The organism is Roseateles asaccharophilus (assembly GCF_031458115.1).
Lineage (GTDB): Bacteria > Pseudomonadota > Gammaproteobacteria > Burkholderiales > Burkholderiaceae_C > Pelomonas > Pelomonas asaccharophilus_A.
Genome location: NZ_JAVDXV010000002.1, coordinates 245,736 through 266,477, shown reverse-complemented (window position 1 = coordinate 266,477; position 20,742 = coordinate 245,736). Strand labels below are relative to the sequence as shown.

The window sequence follows — 20,742 nt, the reverse complement described above, 5'->3', positions numbered from 1 at the left end:
GAGTTTGGGTCTGGCGAGGATTGTGGAGACCGATGCTGACGCTCAACTGAAGGCGAAGCGCTGCGGGTCGCCGTCGTCGGCACTGTGGCTCAGCTCATGGGCCAGACTGGCGAAATTGATTCGCAGCGTGGCCCAGGCATCGCCCTGATGCCAGCGCAGGCACAGCTCGTCCGCCGCGCCGGGCTCGACCTCGAACCGGCCGCCGAAGGCCGGGTGCGTATTGCGCAGCCGGATCAGCTCGATGAGGCGGCGCACCACGGGCCGCTCGCAGTCGCGGGCGATCTCGGCCTCGTCGTAGTAGTGGCGGTTGATGTCGCGGCCGACCTGCGTGCGGGCCAGCAGGTCCATGTCGTTGTGCCCCGCCAGCAGGCCCACGTAGTAGACCTGCGGCACGCCGGGCAGGAAGAACTGCAGTGCCCGCGCCAGCAGATAGGCCGTTTCGTCGCGGCCCATCGCATCGAAGAAGGTGCAGTTGACCTGGTAGAGATCGAGGTTGCTGGCTGCGGCGCCGGTGGCCTGGCGGCTCTGACCCTGGCTCGCCGCATGGATGCGATCGACGAGCGCGTCCAGCTCGTCGGGCGGCACCAGGCCAGGGTGCGCCTCGCGGTCGCTGGCATCGGCGCCGATGTCGATGATGCCGATGCCGTCGTGGGTGTCGAGCACGGTCAGCGCATTGGTGGGCCGGATGGCGATCCAGCGCTTGAGTGCGGCGGCGGTGCGGAAGCTGAAGGCGTGCAGCACCAGCGGCGGCAGCGCGAAGTCGTAGACCCAGTCGACCTTGGACGCAATGTCGATCTGGCGCTGGAAGTAGCTGTGGATCTCCACCAGCACCTCGATGCCCAGCGCCCGCGCCTCGGCAGCGAACTCGCCGATGAAGTCGAAGGTCTCCGGCATCATGAAGCAGCTGGCGCCGGCCTTCTTGATGGCGTAGCCGACGGCGTCCAGCCGCACCATGCGGATGCCGTTGTCGGCGAAGGCCTTCAGGATGCCCGTCAGGTAGGCGCGGCCCTGCGGGTGGCGCACGGCGATGTCGATCTGCGCGGCCGTGAAGGTGGTCCACAGGATGCGCCGTTCGCCGTTCTTCAGCGCGGCATAGGTCAGCGGCAGGCCTGGGCGCGGGCGGTAGACGGCCAGCAGCTCGCGCTCGCTGGCGCCTTGCGGGAACACCGCATCCAGCGTCAGGAACAGGCCCGCATAGGCCGAGGCCTCGCCCTTCTCGGAGTAGTCGAGGAACTGCGGCGACTCGGCCGACATGTGGTTGACGATGACGTCGGCCATCACGTCCAGGCCGTCGGTCAGCGCCTGGATGTCCTCCCAACCGCCCAGTCGCGGGTCGACCTGGGTGTGGTCGATGGGGTCGAAGCCGGCATCCGCGCCATCAATGGCGTGGAAGAAGGGCAGCAGGTGCACGCCGCCGAACACGCCGCCCAGCGGCGAAGCCGCATCGCACAGCAGGGTTTTGAGCCGCTTCAGGTCGGCGCTGTCGCGACGGCCGCCGAGTCGGTCGACGTAGGTGATGAGTTGGACTTGGTTCTTCATGGCGAGGACTTCGGGGTCTTGACGGCCAGCACGCACAGCGCGGCCAGGGCCAGCAGCACGCCGGCCAGGCGGATGACGTTCTCGGGGCGGCCGCCCAGCAGGCTGTCGTAGACCAGCGGCAGCGTCACCGCCTGGATCAGCATGGGGATGACGATGAACATGTTGAAGATGCCCATGTAGACGCCGGCGCGTTCCGGCGGGATGCTGCCGGCCAGCAGCACGTAGGGGTTGCCCATGATGGAACCCCAGGCCAGGCCAATGCCCACCATGGGCAGGAACAGCAACCAGCCCTCGCTGCGGATGCCGGGCAGCGCCCACATGCCCGCGGCGGCGCAGGCCAGCGCGAAGGCATGCACCCATTTCGCGCCGAGCCGCTTGGTGAACGGCACCATCGCGAAGGCGGCGACAAAGGCGACCGCGTTGTAGAAGCCGCCGACCTGGCCGTTCAACAGAGCGGCATCACGGAAGCCGGCGCTGTGCGGGTCATCGGTGCCGAAGACCGTGGCGGCCAGCGTGGGCACGATGTAGATCCAGTAGCACATCATTCCGTACCACTGGAACAGCGCCATCCACCACAGCCGCCGCATCGTGGGTGGCATCGCGCGCACGGCACTCCAGATCTCGGCCAACGCCGGGCCGAATCCACGCGGTAGCGCACGCAGGCGGGCCATTTCCTCCGGCGGCAGCGGCAACTCGGGCACCTTGCGCACGGACCACCAGACGGTGGTGAATGACAGCAGCGCGCCCAGCACGAAGGCCAGCGTGGTGACGACCGGGATGCCGTTGGCGCCCAGCGCGTCCTTGTTCATGCCGAAGAACACCAGCAGGCTGGGCGTGAGATAGGCCAGCGTCTGCGCCAGGCCGGTGAACGAGGCCTGCGTCAGGAAGCCGGCCGCATGTTGCTCCTCGCGCAGCCGGTCGCTGACGTAGGCGCGGTAGGGCTCCATGGTCACGTTGTTGGCTGCGTCCAGGATCCACAGCAGGCCAGCGGCGAACCACAGCGCGGGGCTGAACGGCATGACGAGCAAGCCGAGGGAACACAGCAGCGCACCGATCAGGAAGTACGGCGTGCGGCGGCCTGAAGCATGCGTCGTGCGGTCGCTCATGGCACCGACGATGGGCTGCACCAGCAGGCCGGTGATGGGGCCGGCCAGCCAGAGGTAGGGCAGGCTCTTGCCGTCCGCGCCCAGCATCTGGTAGATCGGGCTCATGTTGGCCTGCTGCAAGCCGAAGCTGAACTGGATGCCGAGGAAGCCGACATTCATGTTCAGGATCTGCGAGAACGACAGGTGGGGCTTGTACATGCTCAATCCTCCGCAGGCAGCGCGTGCAGCGCCTCGCGCCAGGGCCGCAGCGCGGCGGAGTCGTCCGGCAGCGGGCCGCGCACGCCGCAGATCATCGCGGCATAGCGGTTGGCCAGGTGCAGCGTGGCGGCGCGGTCGCGGCGCAACGCGTACCCGGCCAGCAGCATGGCGGTGAAGCCGTCACCCGCGCCGACGCTGTCCACGAAATCGGGCTGCGCTACGCCATCGCCCGCCGCCAGCAGCTGACCAGACTCGCCGTACAGCGCATAGCCCGCCGCGCCGCGCGTCACGAGCAGTTCCTGCAGCGCGAAGCGGGCCATCAGCGCGGGCAGTGTGGGCTCGAGCCAGGCCAGCAGGCGTTCCAGCTCGTCCTCGTTGATCTTGACCCGGTCGGCCAGCATCAGCGACTCGGCGGCGAGGTCCGGCTTGTCGGTGCCGGGGCGCAGGTTGAGGTCCAGCAGGCGGGGCACCCGGGCGCGCTTGAGCGCCGCCCGCAAGGCCGCACGCGACACCGCGTGCCGCTGCATCAGGCTGCCGAAGTAGATCAGCCCGGCATCGACCGCAGCGGGCGGCGCCAGGTGGTCCCAGGCCGCATCGGCATGGATCTGGAAGCTGTGGCTGCCGCCCTCGCCTTCGTGCACGCTGACGCGGCCGGTGGCGTGGGCGGCATCGCGCTGGATACCGTCCACCGAGAGGCCGAAGCGCGCGGCGCTGTCAAGCACGAGGTGGCCGGCTGCGTCGTCGGCGCCGATGCGGCTGACGAAGCTCACCGGCACGCCCAAGGCGGCCAGCGAGCGCGCCACATTGAACGGCGCGCCGCCGGCCACCGCGCCGTCGTGGAACTCGTCCACGAGGGCTTCTCCCATGACGAGGACGGGCGCCATCAGAACGAGTAGCGCAGCGAGGCCTTGACGGTGCGGCCGGTGTAGGCCCGCGCGGCGCCGCGACCGTCGTTGCTCTCGGTGTAGGCCAACTCGTTGAACAGGTTGTTGGCGGCCAGCGAGAGCATGAGCTTGTCGGTCAGCGCGTAGCTGGCGAAGGCGTTGACCACGGTGTAGGCCGGCAGCGTGATGGTCAGCGGGCCGGTGGGGCCGTCGTCCTGGCTCTTGGTCGTGCCGACGATGCCGACGCCGAAGCTCAGCGCATCGTTGACGATGACGGTGGGCGTGAGCTGGTACACGACCTTGGCCTGGCGCTTGGGCGCGCGGCCGTCGGCCTGCTTGGCATCCGTGTAGGTCAGGCCGCCCAGCAGGTTGACGATGCCCACGCGTGCCGAGCCTTCCAGTTCCAGGCCGTTGCTGCGGTAGCGGTTGGCCTTGGCGACGATGGGCTGCGTGGTCACGTCCACGTTGACCTCGTCGGTCTTGGCATGGAACAGCGTGGCAAACAGGCTCATGCCGTTGCCGCGGATCTTGATGCCGGCCTCGGCCTGGCGGACCTTGTTGGTCGGGATGGTCGGGCTCTTGCCGTTGACGAGGTTGGGGCTGTTGAAGAAGGTGATGCGGTCGGCGTTGTAAGCGGCGCCGTCGGAGTAGCGGGCGAAGACGGCGAGGTCCTTGCTCAGCGCGTAGTTGCCGCCCAGCGAGTAGGACGTGCGGCCGAAGTCATAGTCGATGACGTTGGGCTTGCTCAGGTCGTAGCTCAGGCCCGCGTTGGACTGGTAGTAGCTGCCGCTGGCCTTCTGGTAGTCGCGGCGCAGGCCGACGTCGGCCGACAACGGCCCCGACTCGTAGTTCAGCACCAGGTAGGGCGCGGTGGTCGTGTACTTGCTGTCCTGCGTGTTGCTGCAGCAGCCGCCGAAGCCGGGCGCACCGTTGACCACGCCAGGCACGTTCAGCACGCGGGCGCCGTGCTCGTCGGCGGACAGCGAGTACTGGTTGAAGTTCCACGTCAGGTCCAGCTTCTGCACCGACGTGTAGAGGCCGGCCACGGCGCTGAGCCGGGCGCCGTCGCCCAGGCCGAAATCGCGCGAGAACTTCAGGTCGTTGGCCATCAGGCCGGCGTTGTCCACCTGCGTGTTGAAGATGACGGCAGTGAACTTGTTGCCGGTGTAGGCCTTGCCGGCGTCCGCGCCGCTGGCGATGGTCGTGCCGGCCGGTGCGGCGGCCACGTCGTCCCCGGGGAAGATGCCGACGAAGCGACCCGAGTTCTTGCTCCACGAGAACTTGTTCTGCAGTCGGAAGCCGCCGCCGGCGTCCAGGTCCATCTCGACGCCGAAGGCGTCGCTCTTGGCGGCCAGGCCGTCACGGATGCTGCTGGTGCTGCGGCCGTTATTGTTGGCCAGCGTGTTGTCCAGCGGCCAGCTGGCGTCGTAGAAGGCGGCGCGACGCGGGTCCAGGCCCGGGATCTCCTGGATGCTGCCGTTGACGTACCCCACCGGCGTGGGCATGAAGGTGGGGCTGTGGTCGTCCAGGTGCTTGACGCTGAGGCGCACATAGCTCTTGCCCTCCAGCTCGAAGGTCACGTTGGCGCGCACCTGGCCGCCGTTCTCGACGCCGTCGGCGCCCTTGCGACCGCCGTCGCCCACGCGGTAGAAGCCGCCGACGAAGAAGCGCGTCTTGGGCGCCAGCCGGCCGCCATAGCCGAAGTCGAGCCGGGTCTGGTCGAAGTCCAGGCCCTGGGTCAGTTGCAGCGTGCCGCCGGGCTCCAGGCCGGTCTTGCTGATGAAGTTGATGATGCCGCCCGGCGCGCCGGTGGCCAGCAGCGCGGCCGAGCCGCCGCGCACGACTTCCAGGCGCTCGAAGCCGGCGTCGGCGCGCATCCAGGTGTCGGGCGTGGCGAAGGCGATGTCACCGAACTGCAGCACGGGCAGGGCGTCCTCCTGGAACTGGATGTAGCGCGCGCCGCCGGCCGAGACGGGGATGCCGCGCACGGCGACGTTGGCATTGGACTCGCCACCGCTGGCTTCGGCGCGGATGCCGGGCACGCCGCGCAGCAGGTCCGTCGAGCTGGCCGCGGTGACGGCGCCGACGCTGTCGCTCTCGATGGAGGAGATGGCCACGCTGGAGCGCATCTTGGACTTGGCCGTCGAGGTGCCGGTGACGACGACCGCGTCGAGCTTGAGGCCGTCGGCGGCGGGTGCGGGCTCGGCGGCCTGCTGGGCCTGGGCCGCGGTGGCCAGCAAGGCCAGCGCAACGGCGGCGGACAGCGGCCGGAGCGAGGGACGGTGGCCGGCGCGGCTGGCGGACGGGATGGGGCGGGTCATGGTTGTCTCCTGGTGGGCGGTGTTCGGGCGCCTTCTGTGGGCGCGTGGGTCCGGCGCCGTTGCCCAGCGCCGAACCGTGCCCACATTCTGCGCGGTCGCCCGTCGTTTTGCAATCGATTGCATTCCAGTGGAAACACGTATTTGACGCCAAACGTCAATCGACACTTTTGATTTAATGAAAACGTTCGCATCAGCCCGAATTGGCAGGCCCGACACGCTAGGACGGGCGCGTCCCCGCCTTGCGATCAGCGCGCGCCGTCGGGGGCGCTGGCGCGCAGCTTCAGATAGACCGGCAACGTGCGCGGCCCGGTGCGCTCGCCGCGCATCTGCGCCAGCAGCGCCTCCACCAGCTCGGCGCCGGCCTCGGCCACCGGCTGGTGCACGGTGGTCAGGGGCGGATCGCAGTAGGCGGCCAGCGCCATGTCGTCATAGCCCGTGACGGCCACGTCGCCCGGCACGCTGCGGCCGGCGGCCCGCAGCGCCTGGATGGTCAGCAGTGCCTGCACGTCGCTGCAGCAGACGACGGCATCGAAGTCCTGCCGCGCGGCGCAGAAGCGCTCCAGCACGCCGGCCGCCAGGCCGGGTTCGAACGGCGCGGCGACTTCCAGCCCGGGGTCCACCGCCAGACCGGCCTCGCGCAGCGCCTGCGCATAGCCCTGGCGGCGCAGCCAGACCTCGGGCAGCCGCGCGTCACCGACGAAGGCGATGCGGCGCCGGCCCGACTGCAGCAGGTGGCGCGCGGCCAGCGTGCCGCCTAGCACGTTGTCGCCGCCCACGCTGGCGTACAGCTGCTGGGGCATCTCGCCGCCCCACACCACCAGCGGCAGCTTGCGCGCGGCCATCTCGTTGAGCTGGTCGTGGTGCCGCCACTGTCCGATGAGGACCACGCCGATGGCCTTGCCGGAATCAAACCAGCCGGCCGACAGGTCCAGGTGCTCGGCATCCACGCGCGACAGCAGCATGTCGTAGCCGCGGTCGGTCAGCGCATCGGCGATGGAGCCGACGATGGACAGGAAGAACGGGTCGGAGATGTGCTGGCGCGATTGGCGGTCGTAGGGCACCACCACGGCCACCGTCTTGTTCTCCTGCAGCCGCAGGTTGCGGGCGCCGAGGTTGATCGAGTAGTTCAGCGAGCGGGCCAGTTCGGCAATGCGCTGGCGGGTCTCGGCATTGATCAGCTCGCTGCCATTGAGCGCCCGCGACACGGTGGACACCGACACGCCGGCCAGCCGGGCGATGTCGGCCATCTGCAGGCGGCGCTGCTCGCGGGCGCTGGGTTCGGGAGGAGCTTTGGGTTCGGTCATCGGCACGCATGGTCGCAGGGCGGGATACCGGCTGCAAGGCCGGCCCCGCCATAAAAAAGGCCGGCATGAAAGCCGGCCTCGCGTGGAGCCCCAGGGTCAACCCCGAGGCGACTGGACTGTCTCTCAGTCCTTGGCGTAGATGTCAACGTCCTTGGTCTCGCGGACGAACAGCACGCCGATGACGAAGGTGATCACGGCGATGACGATGGGGTACCAGAGGCCGTGGTAGATGTTGCCGTTCTGGGCCACCATCGCGAACGTGATGGAGGGCAGCATGCCGCCGAACCAGCCGTTGCCGATGTGGTACGGCAGGCTCATCGACGTGTAGCGGATGCGGGTCGGGAACAACTCCACCAGCATGGCGGCGATCGGGCCGTACACCATGGTCACGTAGAGCACCAGCACGAACAGGATGCCGATGACCATGGGCACGTTGGCCTTGGCCAGGTCGGCCTTGGCCGGGTAGCCGGCGGCCTTCATCGCGTCGCCCAGTTCCTTCTTGAACGCGGCAATGGCCTTGGTGCTGGCTTCGTCGAACTTGTGCTCGGTCAGCTTGCTGGCGGTCGGGACGGTGATTTCCTTGTCACCCACCTTGACCACGGTCGGCGCACCCGCGGGGGCCTCGACGGTCTCGGAACTGGCGGACGAGCCGGCCAGTGCGCGCTTGGCGATATCGCAAGCGCTGGTGAAGTCCACTTCACGGGCAATCGGGCTGCCCTGGAAGGAGCAGCTGGCCATGTTCGTGCTCAGCGTGACCTTGGACGTTTCCTGGGCCTTGGCGAGGTCCGGGTTGGCCGCGGCGGTCAGTGCCTTGAACAGCGGGAAGTAGGTGACGGCAGCCAGGATCAGGCCGGCCATGATGATGGGCTTGCGGCCGATCTTGTCCGACAGCGTGCCGAAGATGACGAAGAACGGCGTGCCCAGGATCAGCGAGATCGCGATCCAGATGTTGGCGCTGGCGGCCTCGACCTTCAGCACCGACGTCAGGAAGAACAGCGCGTAGAACTGGCCCGTGTACCAGACCACGCCCTGGCCGGCGACCAGGCCGAACAGCGCCAGCAGCACGATCTTCAGGTTCTTCCACTGGCCGAAGGACTCGGACAGCGGGGCCTTGGAGGTCTTGCCCTCGGCCTTCATCTTCTGGAAGGCGGGCGATTCGTTCATGCTCAAACGAATCCACACCGAGATGCCCAGCAGCAGGATGGAGACGATGAAGGGGATACGCCAGCCCCACTCGCCGAATTCCTTTTCACCCATGGCCGTGCGAACGCCCAGGATGACCATCAGCGACAGGAACAGGCCCAGCGTCGCCGTGGTTTGAATCCACGAGGTATAGGCGCCGCGCTTGCCGTGCGGTGCATGCTCGGCCACATAGGTGGCCGCGCCGCCGTACTCGCCACCCAGTGCCAGGCCTTGCAGCAGACGCAGGATGATCAGGATGACCGGGGCGGCAGCGCCGATGGTCGCGTAGGTGGGCAGGATGCCGACGATGAAGGTCGACAGGCCCATGATCAAGATGGTCACCAGGAAGGTGTACTTGCGACCGATCATGTCGCCCAGGCGGCCGAACACCAGCGCGCCAAAGGGGCGCACGATGAAGCCGGCGGCGAAGGCCATCAGCGACGCGATGAACGCGGCACCGGGCTCCAGGCCTGCGAAGAACTGCTTCGCGATGATGGCCGCGAGCGAGCCGTAGAGATAGAAGTCGTACCACTCGAACACGGTGCCCAGCGAGGAGGCGAAGATGACCTTCTTCTCCTCCTTGGTCATCGGCGCCGAGGCAGAACTTGCTGCAGTTGCCATGAAAGTCTCCGTCTGTAGTCGGGCTGTTCCAGGATGGAGCAACCCTTGCGGGCGGACTATTCACATCGCCTCTGACCGTGTTCTGACGCCAGTCTGAATCGAGGCTGACAAACTCCGCAGCAACCCGGGGGTTTCGTTTCTCAATGCGGGAATCCGGGGCCGTCGCGGGTAAGTCCTGAGTCTGGATGTCAGTCGGGCTTGACGTTCAAACGGTCTGTTCAGTGGCGCCGCGTAATACCCGGCCGGGCACGCGCGGCGTCTTCCCACGCGCCGCTGCGGAACCACGGGTCGCCGTCAAGTGCCGCGCGCAGCATGGGCAGCGCATCCTGACCCCAGAACAGCCGGCCATCGCATTCGACGGTGGGCACGCCGAACACGCCCAGCGCCAGCGCGGCCTCGGTCTCGCTGCGCAGGCGCTGCTTGACGGCCTCGCTGGCCGGGTCCTGCGCCGGCGTCAGCCGCGCCGTCAGCTCCGCCAGCCGGGTGGGGTCGCTGGCGTCGGCGCCTCCCGCGCGCCACACGTGATGAAACAGCTGCTCGGCCACCCAGCGCCCGGGCGTGTCGCCGGGCTGGCCCTCGGGCGCCGCGCAGGCCCAGGCCAGGCGCAGCAGCGGCAGCGGGTTGAACGGATGCTGGGCCGGCGCATCCAGCACCACGCCCTGGCGGTGCGCCAGCCAGGCGACCTGGCGAAAGGTCCAGCGCCGCTTGGCCTCGATCTCGGCCGGCCCCTTCTGCCCCAGCGCCTGCAACAGCGCCGCGAACAGGATGGGCCGGTAGACCACCTCCACGCTGTGCCCGGCCAGTGCCTCGGGCAAGGCTTCGAAGCCCAGCGCTGCATATGGCGAGATGGGGTCGAAGTAGAAGGTGACGCGTTTCATCGGTCCTGTTCCTCCGTCGGCGGCCACGGCCCCAGCCACAGACCGTGGTGGTGCAGTTCGACACGCCGCTCGGGCAACTGATCCAGGATGTGGCGCTGCACCGTCTCCGGTGCCCCGCCCCAGCCGGCAATCTCATGGATGCTGCGCGCGCAGCCGCGGCACCAGCCGCTGGCGGCGTCCATCTGGCAGACGTTCACGCAGGGTGAGGCGACGGCTGGCTTCATCCCTGAACGACGTCGATGACCGGCGCCCCCGTGATCCTTTCCAGCTCGCCCGGCGTCAGCTTGAACACGCCGTTGGGGTGGCCGGCGGCCGCCCAGATGATGTCGAAGCGGAACAGCTCGCGGTCGATGAACAGCTGCGGCGGCGCGGCGCCGTCTGCGGGCGCGAAGCCGGCCGGCGAGACGCCGCCGATGGAGAAGCCGGTGCGGGCCTTGACGAAGTCGGCATCGGCGCGGCCCAGCGAGCCGGTATGGGGCTTGAGCTTGCTCTCGTCCACGCGCTTGTCGCCGGACGTGATGACCAGCACTGCCGAATCATCGACCTTGCGGCGGAACACCACCGACTTGGCGATCTGGCCCAGCGTGACGCCCAGCGCGTCGGCGGCCTCCTGCGCGGTGCGCGCGGCAACGTCCAGCCACAGCGGGCGGTGCGGGTGCGCCTGCGCCGCAAGTGCGGCGCTGACGCGTTGGAAGCCTTCGGGTCGTGAGTCGGTGTCAGCCATGGGCCCGATTGTGCGCGGGCTCAGTCCTTGTCCTTGCCTTTGCCATGTCCCTTGCCGTGGTCCTTGTCCTTGCCTTTGCCATGACCCTTGTCATGGTGCTTGTCGTGGTGCCTGTGGTCGTGGTGCTCGTAGCGTTGCTGGTACCAGTCCTCGCGCACGAAGTAGACCGGCACGCCGCAGGCGTTGTAGCGGCTGCAATGCTTGGACCAGTTCTTCTGGTGGCCAGGCGGGATGCGCATGTAGACCGGCTCGACATGCACCGGCCGGCGCTGCACCCACACCGGCTGCGCCACGATGACAGGCGGCGGCCCTGCATTGCCGATGTCGATGCGGCCGTAGAAGCCCGGCTGACCGACCTGGATGGACACGCCTACATCGGTGGCATGGACGGCACTCGCCAGCAGCGTGGCGCCAAGAGCGAGGAAGATCTTCTTCATGGTGTCTCCTTGGTAGAGGGGAAAAGCAATTCAATCATGTCCGGGGTGCCGCCACCAGCGGCGTGAACATGGGCATGGCCACCTTCACAGGCACCACGTCCAGCCTCGCGCCCAGCACGGTGCAATCGCCCTCGCCCAGCCAGCCGACGAAACCCGGGCCTCGGCGCAGGCGGAACTCGAAGCCCAGTCCGGGCGCCGTATCGTCCGCCTGCGGCCGGGCACGGTAGGCCAGGCCGAAGACCTCGTCGGACGGGCCGTCCAGCAGGTGCATCAGCGCCTGGCGCATGCAGCCGTCGCCCAGCATGTCGAGGAAGTAGCGCTCCACCTGCTCGCCCGGCTCGAAGCCCGGCGCGGCGGGGTCGATGCGGGTCTCTGCAAGCCGGTGCGAGGCCGGCGTGGTGACGCCACTGGCGAGGTCGTGGCTGTCGCCGGCATCAAGGTAGGAAACACGCGCGCCGGTCAGGTTGAAGGCCGGCAGCGCCGCGTCGCGCGTGGCGGCGGCCATGTCCACCAGCACCGCACCGCTGCCGCCGATGACCTCCAGCCGCGAGCCCTTGATGACCACCGCGGCGTTCTCGTCCACCCCCAGCCCCAGCCGGCAGCCCAACGTCTGCAGGGCCGGCAGCATGCGGCCGATGCGGCCGCGCTTCAGGAAATGCTGGTCGATCAGCAGGTCCGCGTCGACGAAGCCCAGGCCGCGGTCGTACTCCTGGCCGGCGCGCCACTGGCCCTTCAGCACGGCCAGGTTGTCCATCGCGTCGCGGAACATCATGCGGCTCATGACCGCGGCGCCTGCGCTGGTGCCGGCGATGACGCCGCCGGCCGCGAACACCGCGCGTATCGCGTCCAGCATGGCCGTCGGCTGCCCGCCCGGCTGCAGCGTATCGACGATGTATTCCTGCGCACCGCCCGAGAAGAACACCGCCTGCGACGCGGCCACGCGCGCGATCAGTGCCGGGTCGTGCAGTGCGGCCTGCAGGTCCACCCCTTCCAGGTTGGGGGCGATGGGCACCAGCTCCGCTTGCGCGCCGCAGCGCTGCAGCGCCGCGACGATCTGCGCGCCGATGCGCTCGGGCTCGTAGGCGGCCGTCGGGAACACCGCCACGCGGGCGCCCTCGCCGCCCGCCTCGTCGACGAGGCGCTGCCAGACCGCATCGCTGTCGGCTTTCAGCGCACCGCCGATGACGACGACGGTGCCGGTGGGATTCGAGGTCTGCAAGATGGGCGGGAAGGCCCGGCTCGGCGCCGGGCGGCGGGCAAATTCACAAGCCGGTCATCTTGGCAGGGAGGCCCCGGCCTGGACAAGCGGACAGTCCCCAGGAAAAAGCAAGGCGCGTGACGAAACGCTAGGAGCCGGTCCGCTGCGACGGCGACGACGCGGCCGGCGCGGGAGGCGGTGCTGCGCTGCCGGCCGGCGCACGCGGCGGCGTCCAGCCGCCGTACAGCGGCATGGGCAGGCGCACGGGCGTGATGTCCAGGTAGAGGTTGGTGACCGTGAACTGCTCGCCGCCGAATTCCTCGGTGCTCCAGCCCATGGAGTCGGAGCCCTTGTAGACGCGGAACATGAAGCCCAGCTCCGCCAGCGGGTCGTTGGAGCGCGGCAGCACGTCGAAGGCCAGGCCCTTGACCTCCTTGCGCACGCTGTCGATCAGGCGGCTCATCGCGTTGGAGATCGTCGAGTCGCCCAGCATGTCGAGGTGGAAGACGTCGTCCGTGTAATAGGGCTTGAAGTTGGGCGACTCGGCGTCGTGCACGTCGCCGCGCAGCTTGGGCGCCGACGGCGAGGTGGAGCGCGCGCGCAGGTGGTAGCGGTCGCCGTGTTCCAGGTAGGACAGCCGCGCACCCTGCACGTTGAACGCGCCCAGGCTGGTGTCCTGCTGGGCTTCGGTCAGGTCCACGATGAGGCAGCCGCGGTCGCCGATGACCTCGATCTCGTCGCCGCGGATGATGGCGGCCGTGTTCTCGTCCACGCCCAGGCCCAGCTTGTAGCCCTTGGCCATCATCAGCGGGATCATGCGGCCGAAGCGGCCGCGCTTCAGGAAGTGCTGGTCCACGAACAGGTGCGGGCCGACGAAGCCCAGGCCGCGGTCCACCTGCTTGCCATCGGCGAAGCGGCCCTTCAGCACGTTCATGACGCTGGGCGCGTCGCGGAACATGATGGTGCTCATGATGGCCGCGCCGGCCGACGTGCCGGCCACGACGCCGCCCTTGCGGTAGACCTCCCAGATCGCCTCCAGCATGGGCGTGCTCTGGCCGCCGGGCTGCAGCACGTCGACGATGCGCTCCTGCAGGCCGCCGGTGAAGAACACGCCCTTGGCGGCCTTCACCTTGGCGATCAGCGCCGGATCACGCACGACCTTGGTCAGGTCCACCCACGAGAACTTGGGGGCCACCGGCAGCGCCTCGGCGACGGCGCCGCGGCGCTGCAGCAGGTCCACGACCTGCTTGGCGCTGGCTTCGGGATCCTCACTGGCGGTGCCGAAAACGACGAAACGTGCGCCCTTGCCGCCGGCCAGTTGCACGATGCGCTGCCAGACCTCCTCGTTGTCCGCCTTCAGCGCACCACCGATGGGCACGGCATAGCCGCGGATGGGCGGCTCGGCGTCCACCTGCGGCGCGGGCGCCGGGGCCGCTGGCGCCGTCGATGCACCGGCCGGCCGCACCGGCGCCGTGCTGCGCGGTGGCGTGGCGACCGGGCGCTGCTGCTGCGCGCGCTGCTGCGCCTGCGCCACCGGGGTGCTCGTCGTTGTCGGCTGCGCCGCATGCGCCCCAAAAGCCAGCGCCAGCGCCGCGAAACCGCCCCAGATCCAAGACCTCATGCCCACAACCCTCCTTGGTCAGAACGCACATGATGACAGAGCGCCGATGACGGGCCGGACGCCAGGGCGTGGCGCGGACGAGACGATCCACACGGCTGGGGACAGTCGCATGACGCCACCGTGCCTAGACTGCCGCGCATCACAGCCCGGAGATGCGCCGATGAAAGCCCCCCGCCCCACCCGGCTGGCCGTTGCCGCCACCACGCTGCTCGCGCTGACCGCCGCCGTCCAGGCCCAGACCTCGCTCGAACGGGTGGAGGTCACGGGCACCGCCATCAAGCGCATCGAGGGCGAAACGGCGCTGCCGGTGCAGGTCATCACGCGCGACGAGATCGACAAGGCCGGCGTGACGACGGCCGCCGAGCTGATCGCGCGCCTGAGCGCCGGCGCCAACAACCTGACCGATGGCGGCAGCGTGGCCTTCGGGGGCTTTCGTGACCAGATGGGTTTCAACGCCGCCAACCTGCGCGGCCTGGGCGTGTCGTCCACGCTGGTGCTGCTGAACGGCCGGCGCATGGCCAACTTCGCATCGCCCGGCGACTCGGCGGGCGTGGACCTGAACAGCATCCCCGCCGCCGCCATCCAGCGCGTGGAGATCCTGCTGGACGGCGCCTCGTCGCTGTACGGCTCCGACGCCATCGGCGGCGTCATCAACTTCATCACGCGCAAGGACTTCGCCGGCGTGGACATCAACGTGCTGGCCGGCAACACCAGCGAGGGCGGTGCCAACAAGCGTTCGGCCACGCTGGCCGGCGGCTTCGGCAACTACGCCAGCCAGGGCTTCAACGTGATGGCCGTGCTGGACGTGCAGAAGACCAGCAGCTTGAACGCGTCGCGGCGCAAGTTCATCAAGGAGCTGGACATCCCCGGGCGGCTGCCCGATCTGCTGTCCAGCGCCGGCTTCCCCGGCAACATCCTGCTGGACCAGAACCTGCCCGGCTCCGAGCAGCGCGACCTGCTGATCGATGAAGGCTTCAAGGCCAACGGCAAGGACGTCATCAGCGAATACACGATCAACCCCGCCGCGGCCACCGGCTGCAACGCGCCGGCCACGCTGTACCTGCCGGAGGGCATCGGCGGCGTGGACGGCTGCACCTTCGACTACATGCGCGACATCGAGCTGTACCCGAAGTCCAAGAAGACCAGCCTGTTCAGCCGCGGCGTGTTCAACCTGGGCAGCGGCCACCAGCTCTTCGTCGAGGCCTCGCTGGCCAAGGCCAACACCTACTACACCGGCACGCCCAACCGCGTGGATGCCGAGATGGACGTGTCGCTGGTGCCGGCGCTGAAGTCCACCGGGCTGAACGCCTTCCCGGCGGGCGACGAGCGCCGCATCATGGTCGTGCGCACGCGGCTGCAGGAGGCCGGCCTGCGCACCAGCGAGCTGGCCGCCACGGCCAACCGCTTCGTGCTGGGCACCAACGGCCTGCTGGCCGGCTGGGACTATGAATGGGCGCTGAACCACAGCACCAGCAAGGTGTCAGACCGCGACTACCAGGGCTATTTGAACGAAGACATGATCATGGACGGCTTCGCCGCCGGCACGCTCAACGCGTTCGGACCGTCCAGCGCCGCGGGTCTCGCGCTGTACGAGAAGGCCCAGATCCGCGGCGAGGTGCGCCGCGCCACCGGCACGATGGACAGCCTGGACTTCCGCGCCTCCAAGGCCATCACCCCGCTCGCCGGTGGTGACCTGTCATTTGCGTTCGGTGGCGAGCTGCGCCGCGAGAAGCAGAACTACCACCAGTCCGACGCATTGAAGCAGGACCTCATCCTGGGCGAATCCTCGCAAGGCCCCGACACCGATTTCGGCAAGTCGCGCAAGGTCAGCGCCGCGTTCGCCGAGATCAGCGCCCCGATCACCAAGCAGCTGGAGCTGCAGGCCGCGCTGCGCTACGAGCATTACCAGGTCAGCGGCGGCGCGGCGAGCCCCAAGCTGGGCCTGAAGTACGTGCCCAGCCCCGAGCTGCTGCTGCGCGCATCGGTCGGCAAGGGCTTCCGCGCGCCCAGCATGTCGGACCTCTACCGCCCGCTGACGCAGGGTTCGTCGGCCACGGTCGTCGACCCGGTGTGCCTCGCGGACGACCCCGACAACACGGTGACCGACTGCTCGGACCTGTGGACCACCCTGAACTACAGCAACGCCAAGCTCAAGCCCGAGAAGTCGCGCCAGTTCTCGGCCGGCGTCGTCTTCGAGCCCAAGCGCGGCGTGACGCTCAACGCCGACTACTGGCACATCGAGAAGAGCAACCTGATCAGCACGCTGGGCGTGGATGTGATCCTGTCGGACCTGGGCAAGTACGGCTCGCTGGTGCACCGCTACTGGGACACCGCCAACCTGCCCGCCGACTGCGCCGAGGACTACGACCCCGACGATTTCGACATCTGCGCCATCGACCTCATCAAGGAGAACCGCGGCAAGCAGAAGATCTCGGGCGTGGACTTCGGCGTCGCGCTGTTGGGCCTGAAGACCGGCTTCGGCGAGTTCGGCCTGCGCCTGAACGGCACGCTGACGCTGCGCTCCAAGCAGCAGACCGGCAACGGCGACCCGTTCGTCAGCAACCTGGGCCGCTTCGTCAATGACGGCGTGGTGCAGCGCTGGCGGCACACGGTCAACCTGGACTGGGAGCGCGGCCCGTTCTCGGCCACGGTGTCCAACAGCTATCTGTCCGGCTACGACGACCAGCACATCATCGGCAAGCCCGACCGCAAGGTGGCGTCGTACTCGCTGTGGAACCTGTCGGCGGCCTGGGAGGCGACCAAGTCGCTGACCTTGCGCGCCGGCGTGCAGAACGTGCTGAACGAGACGCCGCCGTTCTCGCAGCAGGCCTGGTTCTTCCTGTCGGGCTACGACCCCAGCTACACCGACCCGCGCGGCCGCTACGGCTACGTCAGCGCGAAGTACACCTTCCGCTGAGTCAGGCGACGATGGCGCGCACCCAGTCCGGCAAGGCGATGGCCTTGTCGGTCTGGGCATCGAACCACAGCGTCGTCGCGCCGCCCTCGGCGCAGATGACACCCGGCTCGTCGGTGCGCTCCAGCGTGATCCAGGTCTCGAAGCTGGTGCGGCCCGGGTCGCTGACGTAGTGCCTGGCCAGCACCTCGCCCGGCGCCTTCAACTGGCGATAGAAGTTGCAGAACGCGTTGACGATGACCGGCCCCTGCCCGCCCGGGTTGGGCGGCGCGCCGATGGATGTCAGCCAGTCCACACGCGCGATCTCCAGGTAGCGGAAATACAGCGTGTTATTGATGTGGCCCATCGCGTCCATGTCGCCCCAGCGCATGGGGATGCGGCACTCGTACGTCAGCTTCTTGGCCGCCGGGACGACGTATCTCACGGCTGGATGCCCAGTTCCGCGGCGATGCGGTTGACGAGCTGACGCAGCGAAGCGACCTCCGCGCGCAGCAGGGCCACTTCTTCATCACGCGGCTGCGCGGCAGCGACGGCATGCTCCACCGACGCCACCGGCCCGCACAGCAGATGCGCCCAGCGCGCCTCGCGGGCACCGGGCGCCTTGGCCAGCTTGACCGCGAACGGCGTCTCGCGCGCGGCCAGTTCCTCCAGGAAGCCTTCCACCGACGACACGTCGGCAAAGCGGTGCAGCCGCTCGGTGTTCTGGCGCAGCTCGGCCGCCGTCTGCGGGCCGCGCAGCATCAGCTGCGTCAGCAGCGCCATCGCGGCGCCGGGCACGCCCAGGCCACGCGCGAAGTTGTGCTCATAGCGCACGACGCGGCTGCCGCTGACGGTGTTGAGCAGGCTCAACGACTTCAACTCCTCGACGGTCGCCAGCACCTCCGCCTCGGACACGTCCATCACCGGGTCGCGCGCCGTCTTCTGGTTGCAGCCGGCGGTCAGCGCATTGGCCGACAGCGGGTAGCTGTCGGGCACGGTGGACTCCTTCTCGACCAGCACCGCCAGCACGCGGGCCTCCAGGGGGGTCAGGTCTCGCTTGAGCATGGGAGCCTATGAATGAGTTCGGCGCGGCCGAGCAGGCCGTCGCAAGGTCGCCAATCAAGGCGCAAAGCGGAGCCGTAGCTGGGGCTACGGCGAGCATTTGCAACGCCGAGTGGCGGCGTTGCGGCGGGATGAGCGGGCGTGCAGGGCTCGTTCATAGGCTCCTACACACCAAATCCATCGTCAGCCTGAATCACCGCGCCATTGATGAAATGGCTCTCGTTGGCGCACAGCATCAGCAGCGCCGTGTCCAGGTCCTTGGGCTGGCCCACGCGCTTGCGCGGCAGCAGGTCCACCAGCTTCTTGCCCTGCTCGGTGCTCCAGTGGTGGTGGTTGATCTCGGTGTCGATGTAGCCGGGGCAGATCGCATTCACGTTGATGCCGTACTTGCCCCACTCCAGCGCCATCGCGCGCGTCATGTGGATGACGGCCGCCTTGCTCATCGCATAGACGCCGATCTGGCTCAGCACCCGCAGCCCGGCCATCGATGCGACGTTGACGATGCGCCCGCCGATGAAGGTGCCGGGTGCTGCACCACGCGCGCGGGCCAGCATGCGCTTGCCCACCTCCTGCGCGACGAAGAACGCGCCGCGCGTGTTGGTGTCCATCACGTAGTCGTAGTCGTTCTCGGTGACGTCGGTGAGGCGCTGCGTCGTGGACACGCCCGAGTTGTTGATGAGGATGTCCAGCGTGCCGACCTCGGTCTCGGCATGGGCCACGGCGGCCTTGATGCTGGCCACGTCTGTCACGTCCAGCTGCACGACGTGGGCGTCGCCGCCGTTGCCTTCGATCTCGGCGCGCAAGTCCTTCAGCCGCTCAAGGCGGCGGCCCGCCAGCACGACGCAGGCGCCGGCCTGGGACAACGTGCGCGCGAACTGCGCGCCCAGCCCGCTGGAGGCACCGGTGATCAGCGCCACGCGGCCTTCGAGGTTGATGGAGTAACTCATGAGACTGCCTTCTGAGTGGGTTGCGGCCATCCTACCGGTCTAGACCCCGCGCACTAAAAAAGCACGACCGTTCTATTTGCAATCCAGCCTCTCTAGAATCGCGCCCAATTTCAAAGTCCGGAGACTTGCCATGACATCAGAAGAAATCCTGGCCCAGTTCGGCCCCCGCGAGTCCATGGAGTACGACGTGGTCATCGTCGGCGCGGGCCCGGCGGGCCTGGCCACGGCCATCCGCCTGAAGCAGATCAAGCCTGACGCCAACATCGTCGTGCTGGAAAAGGGCTCGGAGCCGGGCGCGCACATCCTGTCCGGCGCCGTGATGGACCCGCGCGCGATCACCGAGCTGTTCCCGAACTGGAAGGAGCTGGGCGCGCCGCTGAACCAGGCCGTGACCGGCGACGACGTGCTGCTGCTGTCCGAGACCGGCAGCACCCGCACGCCCGACGCGCTGGTGCCGCGCAACTTCCACAACGACGGCTGCTACGTCATCAGCCTGAGCGACGTGGTCAAGTGGATGGCGACCCAGGCCGAGGGTCTGGGCATCGAGATCTTCCCGGGCTTCTCCGCCGCCGAGGTGCTGTACGACGAGCAGGGCCGCGTGAAGGGCGTGGCCACGGGCAACATGGGTATCACCAAGGAAGGCGAGCCCGGCGACAACTTCCAGCTGGGCATGGAGCTGCTGGGCAAGTACACGGTCTTCTCCGAAGGCGCGCGCGGCCATCTCGGCAAGCAGTTGCTGGCCAAGTACAAGTTGACCGAAGGCAAGGACACGCAGACCTACGCCATCGGCATCAAGGAGCTGTGGGAGATCCCCGCCGACAAGGCCCAGCCGGGCAAGGTGGTGCACACGGCCGGCTGGCCCATGGAGGGCGACACCTTCGGCGGCGGCTTCCTGTACCACCTTGAGGGCAACAAGGTCACGCTGGGCTTCGTCATCGGCCTGGACTACGACAACCCGTTCCTCTCTCCCTTCGAGGAGATGCAGCGCTGGAAGACCCACCCGGCCATCCGCGCCCACATCGAGGGCGGCAAGCGCATCGGCTACGGCGCCCGCGCCATCAACAACGGCACGCCGCAGGCGCTGCCCAAGACCGTGTTCCCGGGTGGCTGCCTGGTGGGCTGCGACGCCGGCTACCTGAACGCCGCGCGCATCAAGGGCAGCCATGCGGCCATCAAGAGCGGCATGCTGGCCGCCGAGGCGCTGGCCCCCGCGCTGGACGCCGGCCGCGCACAGGACGAACTGAGCGCCTACCCCGAGGCCTTCGAGAAGAGCTGGCTGAACGAGGAGCTGCAGCAGACGCGCAACTTCAAGCTGTGGTTCAAGAAGGGCAAGCTGACCGGCCAGTTGATGACCGGCATCGAGCAGTGGCTGCTGCCCAAGCTGGGCATCAAGAGCCCGCCATGGACGCTGCACAACCACAAGGGCGACCACGAGGCGCTGCGCCCCGCCGCCGAGTGCAAGCCTATCGCCTACCCCAAGCCGGACGGCAAGCTGAGCTTCGACCGCCTGTCGTCGGTGTTCATCTCCAACACCAACCACGAAGAGAACCAGCCGGCCCACCTGACGCTGAAGAACGACGCGGTGCCGGTGCAGGTCAACCTCGCGAAGTACGCCGGCCCCGAAAGCCGCTACTGCCCGGCGGGCGTCTATGAGTTCGTGCCCAATGAAGCTGGCGGCGGCGAGCGCCTGCAGATCAATGCGCAGAACTGCGTGCACTGCAAGACCTGCGACATCAAGGACCCGACGCAGAACATCGTCTGGGTCACGCCCGAAGGCGGCGGCGGCCCGAACTACGCGGGCATGTAACGCCCTGCCCCCAACTCGAA

At 68.4% G+C, this 20,742-nt stretch carries 17 protein-coding genes; 2 read left to right on the top strand and 15 right to left on the bottom strand.

Going from position 1 to position 20,742, the window contains the following annotated elements; genetic code table 11:
• Nucleotides 1–42 precede the first annotated feature (42 nt).
• The 12 genes from gtfA to J2X21_RS05700 all read right to left on the bottom strand — a co-directional run bounded on the left by gtfA (nt 43) and on the right by J2X21_RS05700 (nt 14,013).
• Entirely contained in the window at nt 43–1,539 is a 1,497-nt protein-coding gene (gene gtfA, locus J2X21_RS05755) for a sucrose phosphorylase (protein WP_310326013.1), read from the bottom strand.
• Entirely contained in the window at nt 1,536–2,843 is a 1,308-nt protein-coding gene (locus J2X21_RS05750) for an MFS transporter (RefSeq protein ID WP_310326010.1), read from the bottom strand. Before J2X21_RS05750 ends, gtfA begins: the two co-directional genes overlap by 4 nt.
• Nucleotides 2,844–2,845: 2 nt before the next feature.
• The gene (locus tag J2X21_RS05745) at nt 2,846–3,727 is read right to left on the bottom strand and encodes a PfkB family carbohydrate kinase (RefSeq protein ID WP_310326008.1); all 882 of its coding nucleotides are present in this window, start codon (nt 3,725–3,727) and stop codon (nt 2,846–2,848) included.
• Nucleotides 3,727–6,048, bottom strand: coding sequence for a TonB-dependent receptor (locus J2X21_RS05740; RefSeq protein ID WP_310326005.1), 2,322 nt, complete (start codon nt 6,046–6,048; stop codon nt 3,727–3,729). The genes J2X21_RS05745 and J2X21_RS05740 overlap by 1 nt, the downstream gene beginning before the upstream one ends.
• 245 nt (nt 6,049–6,293) lie before the next feature.
• A complete protein-coding gene (locus J2X21_RS05735) occupies nt 6,294–7,352 on the bottom strand; it encodes a LacI family DNA-binding transcriptional regulator (RefSeq protein ID WP_310326002.1) in 1,059 nt (352 codons plus the stop codon).
• Between the two features lie 123 nt (nt 7,353–7,475).
• On the bottom strand, nt 7,476–9,155 hold the full coding sequence (locus J2X21_RS05730) for an MFS transporter (protein WP_310326000.1): 1,680 nt from the start codon (nt 9,153–9,155) through the stop codon (nt 7,476–7,478).
• Nucleotides 9,156–9,373: 218 nt separating this feature from the next.
• Nucleotides 9,374–10,033: a 2-hydroxychromene-2-carboxylate isomerase gene (locus tag J2X21_RS05725; protein ID WP_310325998.1), complete on the bottom strand. Its 660-nt coding sequence runs from the start codon at nt 10,031–10,033 to the stop codon at nt 9,374–9,376.
• The gene (locus tag J2X21_RS05720) at nt 10,030–10,257 is read right to left on the bottom strand and encodes a DUF1289 domain-containing protein (RefSeq protein WP_310325995.1); all 228 of its coding nucleotides are present in this window, start codon (nt 10,255–10,257) and stop codon (nt 10,030–10,032) included. The genes J2X21_RS05725 and J2X21_RS05720 overlap by 4 nt, the downstream gene beginning before the upstream one ends.
• Nucleotides 10,254–10,757, bottom strand: coding sequence for a YbaK/EbsC family protein (locus J2X21_RS05715; protein ID WP_310325992.1), 504 nt, complete (start codon nt 10,755–10,757; stop codon nt 10,254–10,256). Before J2X21_RS05715 ends, J2X21_RS05720 begins: the two co-directional genes overlap by 4 nt.
• Before the next feature lie 20 nt (nt 10,758–10,777).
• Entirely contained in the window at nt 10,778–11,194 is a 417-nt protein-coding gene (locus tag J2X21_RS05710) for a hypothetical protein (protein WP_310325990.1), read from the bottom strand.
• A gap of 34 nt (nt 11,195–11,228) precedes the next feature.
• Complete coding sequence (locus J2X21_RS05705) at nt 11,229–12,413, bottom strand: cyanophycinase (protein WP_310325988.1); 1,185 nt, start codon at nt 12,411–12,413, stop codon at nt 11,229–11,231.
• Nucleotides 12,414–12,540: 127 nt separating this feature from the next.
• The gene (locus tag J2X21_RS05700) at nt 12,541–14,013 is read right to left on the bottom strand and encodes a cyanophycinase (protein ID WP_310325986.1); all 1,473 of its coding nucleotides are present in this window, start codon (nt 14,011–14,013) and stop codon (nt 12,541–12,543) included.
• Nucleotides 14,014–14,173: 160 nt separating this feature from the next.
• On the opposite strand from J2X21_RS05700, the gene J2X21_RS05695 reads away from it, so the two are divergent.
• The gene (locus J2X21_RS05695; RefSeq protein WP_310325984.1) at nt 14,174–16,930 is read left to right on the top strand and encodes a TonB-dependent receptor; all 2,757 of its coding nucleotides are present in this window, start codon (nt 14,174–14,176) and stop codon (nt 16,928–16,930) included.
• Between the two features lies 1 nt (nt 16,931).
• Here J2X21_RS05695 and J2X21_RS05690 read toward each other — a convergent pair whose 3' ends face one another.
• From J2X21_RS05690 to J2X21_RS05680, 3 genes are all read right to left on the bottom strand, one after another.
• On the bottom strand, nt 16,932–17,351 hold the full coding sequence (locus J2X21_RS05690; RefSeq protein ID WP_310325982.1) for an acyl-CoA thioesterase: 420 nt from the start codon (nt 17,349–17,351) through the stop codon (nt 16,932–16,934).
• A complete protein-coding gene (locus tag J2X21_RS05685) occupies nt 17,348–17,971 on the bottom strand; it encodes a YceH family protein (protein WP_310325980.1) in 624 nt (207 codons plus the stop codon). The genes J2X21_RS05690 and J2X21_RS05685 overlap by 4 nt, the downstream gene beginning before the upstream one ends.
• Before the next feature lie 161 nt (nt 17,972–18,132).
• Complete coding sequence (locus J2X21_RS05680) at nt 18,133–18,915, bottom strand: SDR family oxidoreductase (protein WP_310325978.1); 783 nt, start codon at nt 18,913–18,915, stop codon at nt 18,133–18,135.
• A 130-nt stretch (nt 18,916–19,045) separates the two neighbouring features.
• On the opposite strand from J2X21_RS05680, the gene J2X21_RS05675 reads away from it, so the two are divergent.
• Nucleotides 19,046–20,722 carry an electron transfer flavoprotein-ubiquinone oxidoreductase gene (locus J2X21_RS05675; RefSeq protein ID WP_310325974.1) on the top strand — a complete coding sequence of 559 codons (1,677 nt, stop codon included), beginning with the start codon at nt 19,046–19,048 and terminating at the stop codon, nt 20,720–20,722.
• The last annotated feature ends 20 nt before the right edge of the window (nt 20,723–20,742 follow it).